The sequence below is a fragment of the Candidatus Accumulibacter vicinus genome, from assembly GCF_000584955.1.
Classification (GTDB): Bacteria; Pseudomonadota; Gammaproteobacteria; order Burkholderiales; family Rhodocyclaceae; genus Accumulibacter; species Accumulibacter vicinus.
The window spans coordinates 61872-67058 of record NZ_JDSS02000027.1 but is presented as its reverse complement, the minus strand read 5'-3'; the positions used below and the strand labels follow the sequence as shown (position 1 = coordinate 67058).

Genomic DNA, 5187 nt, shown 5'->3' with positions numbered 1-5187 from the left:
GGCCAGCTTGTGCTCGGTAATGTCCTCGAGAAAACCGACGATGCGGCTCAGCGGACTGCCCGCTTCGCGTACCGGGAAGCCGCAGACCCGCAGCCAGCGCAAGCCCCGTTCGCCACGTGAAACCGGCAAAACGACGGTAAAACGCTCGCCCTCGGCCTGCAACTGGCGGATTGCCTCAAGCAGCGTGTGCCGGTCGTCGGACGCGAAGACGTCGAGCAGCAGCGACGGCGCGGCACCGGCGAGGCCATCGAGCATTGCCTCGCGGCCTGCAAGTTGTCTGAAAGCCGGACCAATGTATTCGATCCGTGTCGCCTCGGCATTGATCGCCCAGAATACGACATCGACGGTTTCGGCCAGCTGGCGAAACAGTTCCTCGCGCTCATAGATGGTCAGCGTCAGCTGGATTCGATTCTTCAGTTCGCGACGGCTGCGCACCAGGTAGAAAGTGAGCAGTGCGGTGAACAGGAAGCCTCCGACGAGAACCGTCCAGTGCGCCTCGGTGAAGGCCTCGGCACTCCGGAAAGTATGGGTGGCAACGCAGATGATCGACCAGTTACGGTCGCCGACGGGAATCCTGGCCTCCATGCGTGGCTGATCCTCGTCGTAAACCGGCATCCGGCCACTGGCTGTGGAAGTGGCACGCGGCTCCAGCCGACTGGCATAAAAGTGAAGAAACTGCTTGTCACTGCCAGCCGAATCGTCCCGCACCAGAACTTCGACCCCGCGCGGCTCAAGCAGATTGATGGCAACATGCACGAGTTCCTCAATGTCGAAGACGCCCACCACGAATCCCAGCGGATCAGCCTGCCGGCGGATACCGGGCGTGGCAGCAGTGCTGCGCGAGTGGCCGGGAGAATAGACTGGCAACACGGCGTAGATCACCGGCACCGTCGCCCCGCCCGGCTGCGCGAGGTCGATGCGGCCGCTGACCGCGATGTTGCCACTTTCCCTGGCCCGCTGCAGCAATGCCGCAAATTCAACCGTCAGGTTCAGGTCGACGCCCTGGGCAGCCGCCGACTCGGTGCGCGCAGCGGCAAGAAGCACCGGCACGCGCGGTGGCCCGGCGATGCTCCCCTCGTGGTCATTCGCCGCAGCGGGACCTGCTGGCGAAGTCCCGCTTGCTGCTCCTGGCAGCGTCTGCTGCGATCCGTTCAGCAACGGGGCCCACAACAGGCTATGGATGTAGGGACGGCGCTTGAGGATGGAATCGGTAAAAACCCGGAACTCCTGCTCGTCGATCCCCTGAGGGGCGTAGAACAGTCCGCGGATTTCCAGGAGGGCGTCGAGCCCTTGGTCGACGACCGAATGCACGGCCTGAATACGGTCGCCGGCCGCCCACTGGAATTCCTTGAAATGGCTGGTCTGCAGCTCCTGACGGACATTCCACGATGACAGACAGGTCATGAGGAGGCCCCCAATTGCCACGGCATAGGCGGCAGCATATCTTCGCAAGTTGTCGAACATCGGCGGCGTTCACCAGGTCACTTAGTTAGTGTATGTAGCGGGCGGCACCAGGAGATCAGAGATATCCTTCAGGGCAGGAAAACATGATGCTGCCAGTGATCTGCGACGAAATGCTGCTGGCAGGGCCTGCTGCAGACGCAGGCTGAAACCCGGGCGAATCGCGCCATGGCTCAGCCTGGTCTCACTCCACCCAGGCCAGAGTGTCTCCGCGAGTGTCCAGAGGCCTAATTTGTTGGAGGCGCGAGCGGGAGTCGAACCCACCTACACGGATTTGCAATCCGGTGCATAACCGCTTTGCTATCGCGCCGAGCCTATCTGATGACAGGGTCTTTGGCCGTTGATTCGTCTTGCTGGTGAATCCGCAAAGCCGATGATGGCCTTGTGGAAAATGTGGAGCGGGAGAAGAGTCTCGAACTCTCGACCTATACCTTGGCAAGGTATCGCTCTACCAACTGAGCTACTCCCGCGTGAAGCGAGTGCGCATTATAAAGGCCTATCCCTGGCTGTCAACGCCTTCTTTTGTCCGCGCGCCGTTGGCGCAACTGGTAAGGATCACCGTTTGCGATCCTCTTCGATCAGGTATGGCCACGCCATCCGCATGTAATAACCCATCGACCAGAGCGTCAGCACGGCCGCCACGTAGATCAGCCAGACACCCCACTGATAGATATCGAGACCAAGCAACGGAGCGTAATAAAGCAGCATCGGGATGGCGGCCATCTGTGCAGTGGTCTTGATCTTGCCAATCATCGACACGGCGACACTCTTGTGCGCACCGATCCGCGCCATCCACTCGCGCAAGGCGGAAATCGTGATCTCGCGACCGATGATGATCATCGCCAGGACGGCGTCGAGACGGCCGAGCTGGACGAGAACAATCAGCGCTGCGGCAACCATCAGCTTATCGGCGACCGGGTCAAGGAAGGCGCCAAATGCCGAAGTCTGCCGCCAGCGTCGTGCGAGATAGCCGTCAAGCCAATCGGTCATGGCAGCGGCAACAAAGATCAACGTTGCCGCACAGTCACGCCCGATACCCTGAATCCATCCCTCCGGAACGTAGTAGATGGCGATCAGAAGTGGGATCAAAATGATTCGCAGCCAGGTCAACAGGATGGGTATGTTCAGTGGCATCAGTGCAACGCTGCGTAAATTTTCTCGGCCAGCTCCCGACTGATTCCAGGAACTGCTGTCAGTTGGTCTATCCCGGCATCGGAGATTCCCTGCAGACCTCCAAAACGGGAAATCAGCGCCTTGCGCCGCTTGGGTCCGATACCGCCGATCTCTTCCAGGCGTGAACTGCGCGAAGCCTTGCCACGCCGAGCGCGATGACCGGAAACCGCGAAGCGGTGCGCCTCGTCTCGGACTTCCTGAATCAGGTGCAGGGCGTGATCTTCAGGAGACAATTGTAACGGCTCACGGCCATCTGCGAAAACCAGGGTTTCCAGGCCCGGCTTGCGCGTTTCTCCCTTGGCGACACCGAGCATCGGCAGGTGGCCCAGCCCGAGTTCAGCGAGGGCTGCGGCTGCAGCACTGACCTGGCTGCTGCCGCCATCGATCAGGATCAGCGTCGGTACGACGCCGTCACTGCGCAACAGCTTTTCGTAACGGCGGTGGACCACCTGCCGGATGGCTGCGTGGTCGTCACCGGGTTGGATACCCTCGACATTGAAGCGGCGATATTCGGACTTGCGCATGCCACTTCCCTGATAGACCACACAGGCCGCCACGGTCGAATCTCCTTGGGTGTGGCTGATGTCGAAACACTCGATGCGTGCCTCCTTGCCGTCCTCGATGTCGAGACCCAGCGTCTGACGCAGCGCTTCAAGCCGTGCGCCCTGCCGTGACAGCACGCTGCGGCGCGCGTCGATCGCCAGGCGGGCGTTCTGTTCGGCCATTTCGACCCAGACGCGCTGCAGGGTCAGTCTCGCTTTACCTACCCTGATCGGCTGCCTCGCCGTAGCACTGAGCCAATCAGCAAGCTCCTCATCAGACAGGGCCAGATTGACGAGAATTCTCGGCGGGATCGGGTGTAGGGGATAATGCTGATAGAGAAATGCAGTCAGCGCCTCAGGCGGCGACGAGGCCACGCAATCGACGGTACTGACCGGAAATTGCGGTCGGTCGCCGAGATGCCGACCACCACGAACCATCGCCAGGTTCACGCACAGCAGGCCGGTATATTCAATGGCGACGACGATATCCACATCGCCCGCGTTGCCGCTCTCGACGTACTGTTTTTCCTGCACCTGCCGCAAGGACTGGATCTGGTCACGGTAGACCGCAGCCTGTTCGAAAGCGAGCCTGGCTGCCGCCTGATCCATGGCGGCCGACAGACTGCCGATCACATCCTGTTGTCGTCCCTGCAGAAACATTGCCGCCCTCTGCACATCCTCGGCGTAGCGCGCTGGCTCGACGAGTCCGACGCAGGGTCCGGAGCAACGCTTGATCTGGTACAACAGGCACGGTCGTGAACGGTTGTTGAACACCGAATTCTCACAGGTACGCAGACGAAACATTTTCTGAAGCAGATGGATGCTCTCGCGCACCGCCGGTGAAGACGGAAAAGGACCGAAATAGTCGGCATGCCGGTCGGTGGCGCCTCGGAAGAAACCCAGGCGCGGGTAATTGTCGTGCGTGAGGACGATGTAGGGATAGGACTTGTCGTCACGAAAGAGAATGTTGTAGCGTGGCGACAGGCTCTTGATGAGATTATTTTCAAGCAGCAGCGCTTCGGCCTCGGAACGCGTCACGGTAGTCTCGACGCGGGCTATCTGTGCCACCATCATGGCGATGCGCGGGCTCGGAGGATTGTCGCGGAAGTACGAAGCAAGCCGCTTGCGGAGATTTTTTGCCTTGCCGACGTAGAGCACCTGACCAGCGCCGTCGAGCATCCGATAAACGCCCGGCAATTCGGTCACGGTGGCAAGCAGGGATTTGGCGTCGAAGGGTTCGGTCATCACGGTCAGGCAGCGATCTCTCGCAAGGCGGGCATCAGCGGGTCGATCTCCGAAATTGTCCGACGTGGCCCCTGGGGTGCCAGATCAGCGTAGAAGGCCAGCGCTTCAGCGTTCGGACGTCCGACCAAAGAGGCAAGATCGGAGAAACGTACGCCCTGCCGCACCAGCCAGGCTACGCAGGTATGCCGCAGGGCCGCGGCGGTGACCTCCGCCGAGCGGGCAAGTCCGGCGTCGAAGGCGGCACAGGCCAGCACCGCTTCAATCTCGGCCGGGGTGATCGGCGCTCCGGCCGCATCGGTCACCAGGGGAGCCTGCTCACCATTGCCCGACGGCGAGTGGCAGGCTGCCAGCCAGGCTGGGACCGTGAGCGTACGTGGTGCGTGGCCCTTGACTCGCAGGGTATTGGCCACCGGATCGAGATCCTCCTGGCGCAGCTCGATGGTCTCCTCCGGCGTCAGCCCCATGAGCAGAACCGCAATGATGAAACGGACCTCGCCGACCGACGCCGTCAACAAGGCCTTTGCCTCGCTCTGGGTCAACTCGCGTGCAATCGATGACCCGGCAGGCAGCAGGACATTGCCGTGCGAACCGGCCACCGGCAGGAGTTGCTGCGATTCTGGGATCTGCTCCAGAAAGTGGGGCGTTGCCCAGGGTTGCGGAATGACGACCGTCGTGCTTGCCGGAACCTGTGTGGACGGCGGCCGGTTGAACAGCTCGACGAACCACATGGCCAACAAGCCGCAAACGAAAGCGGCGGCGACCACAA

At 61.4% G+C, this 5187-nt stretch carries 3 protein-coding genes, 2 tRNA genes and 1 pseudogene; all 6 read right to left on the bottom strand.

Translation table 11 applies throughout. The annotated features are described in order from the left end of the window. On the bottom strand, positions 1-1464 hold a 1464-nt coding region (locus CAPSK01_RS12795; protein WP_034927186.1), incomplete at its 3' end, for a CHASE domain-containing protein. A 233-nt stretch (positions 1465-1697) separates the two neighbouring features. Further along, positions 1698-1771, bottom strand: a tRNA-Cys gene (locus CAPSK01_RS12790). A gap of 84 nt (positions 1772-1855) precedes the next feature. Next, positions 1856-1931 (bottom strand) — tRNA-Gly (locus CAPSK01_RS12785). A gap of 85 nt (positions 1932-2016) precedes the next feature. After that, the gene (gene pgsA / locus CAPSK01_RS12780; protein ID WP_034927183.1) at positions 2017-2595 is read right to left on the bottom strand and encodes a CDP-diacylglycerol--glycerol-3-phosphate 3-phosphatidyltransferase; all 579 of its coding nucleotides are present in this window, start codon (positions 2593-2595) and stop codon (positions 2017-2019) included. Then, positions 2595-4421: an excinuclease ABC subunit UvrC gene (gene uvrC / locus CAPSK01_RS12775; protein ID WP_034927180.1), complete on the bottom strand. Its 1827-nt coding sequence runs from the start codon at positions 4419-4421 to the stop codon at positions 2595-2597. The genes pgsA and uvrC overlap by 1 nt, the downstream gene beginning before the upstream one ends. 5 nt (positions 4422-4426) lie before the next feature. Continuing rightward, positions 4427-5187 (bottom strand): annotated as a pseudogene (locus CAPSK01_RS12770) (hypothetical protein); the annotation flags it as partial.

Excerpts from the sequence above, each read along its gene's own strand:
- pgsA (WP_034927183.1), bottom strand. The coding sequence starts at position 2,595 with ATGCCACTGAACATACCCATCCTGTTGACCTGGCTGCGAATCATTTTG.
- uvrC (WP_034927180.1), bottom strand. The coding sequence starts at position 4,421 with ATGACCGAACCCTTCGACGCCAAATCCCTGCTTGCCACCGTGACCGAA.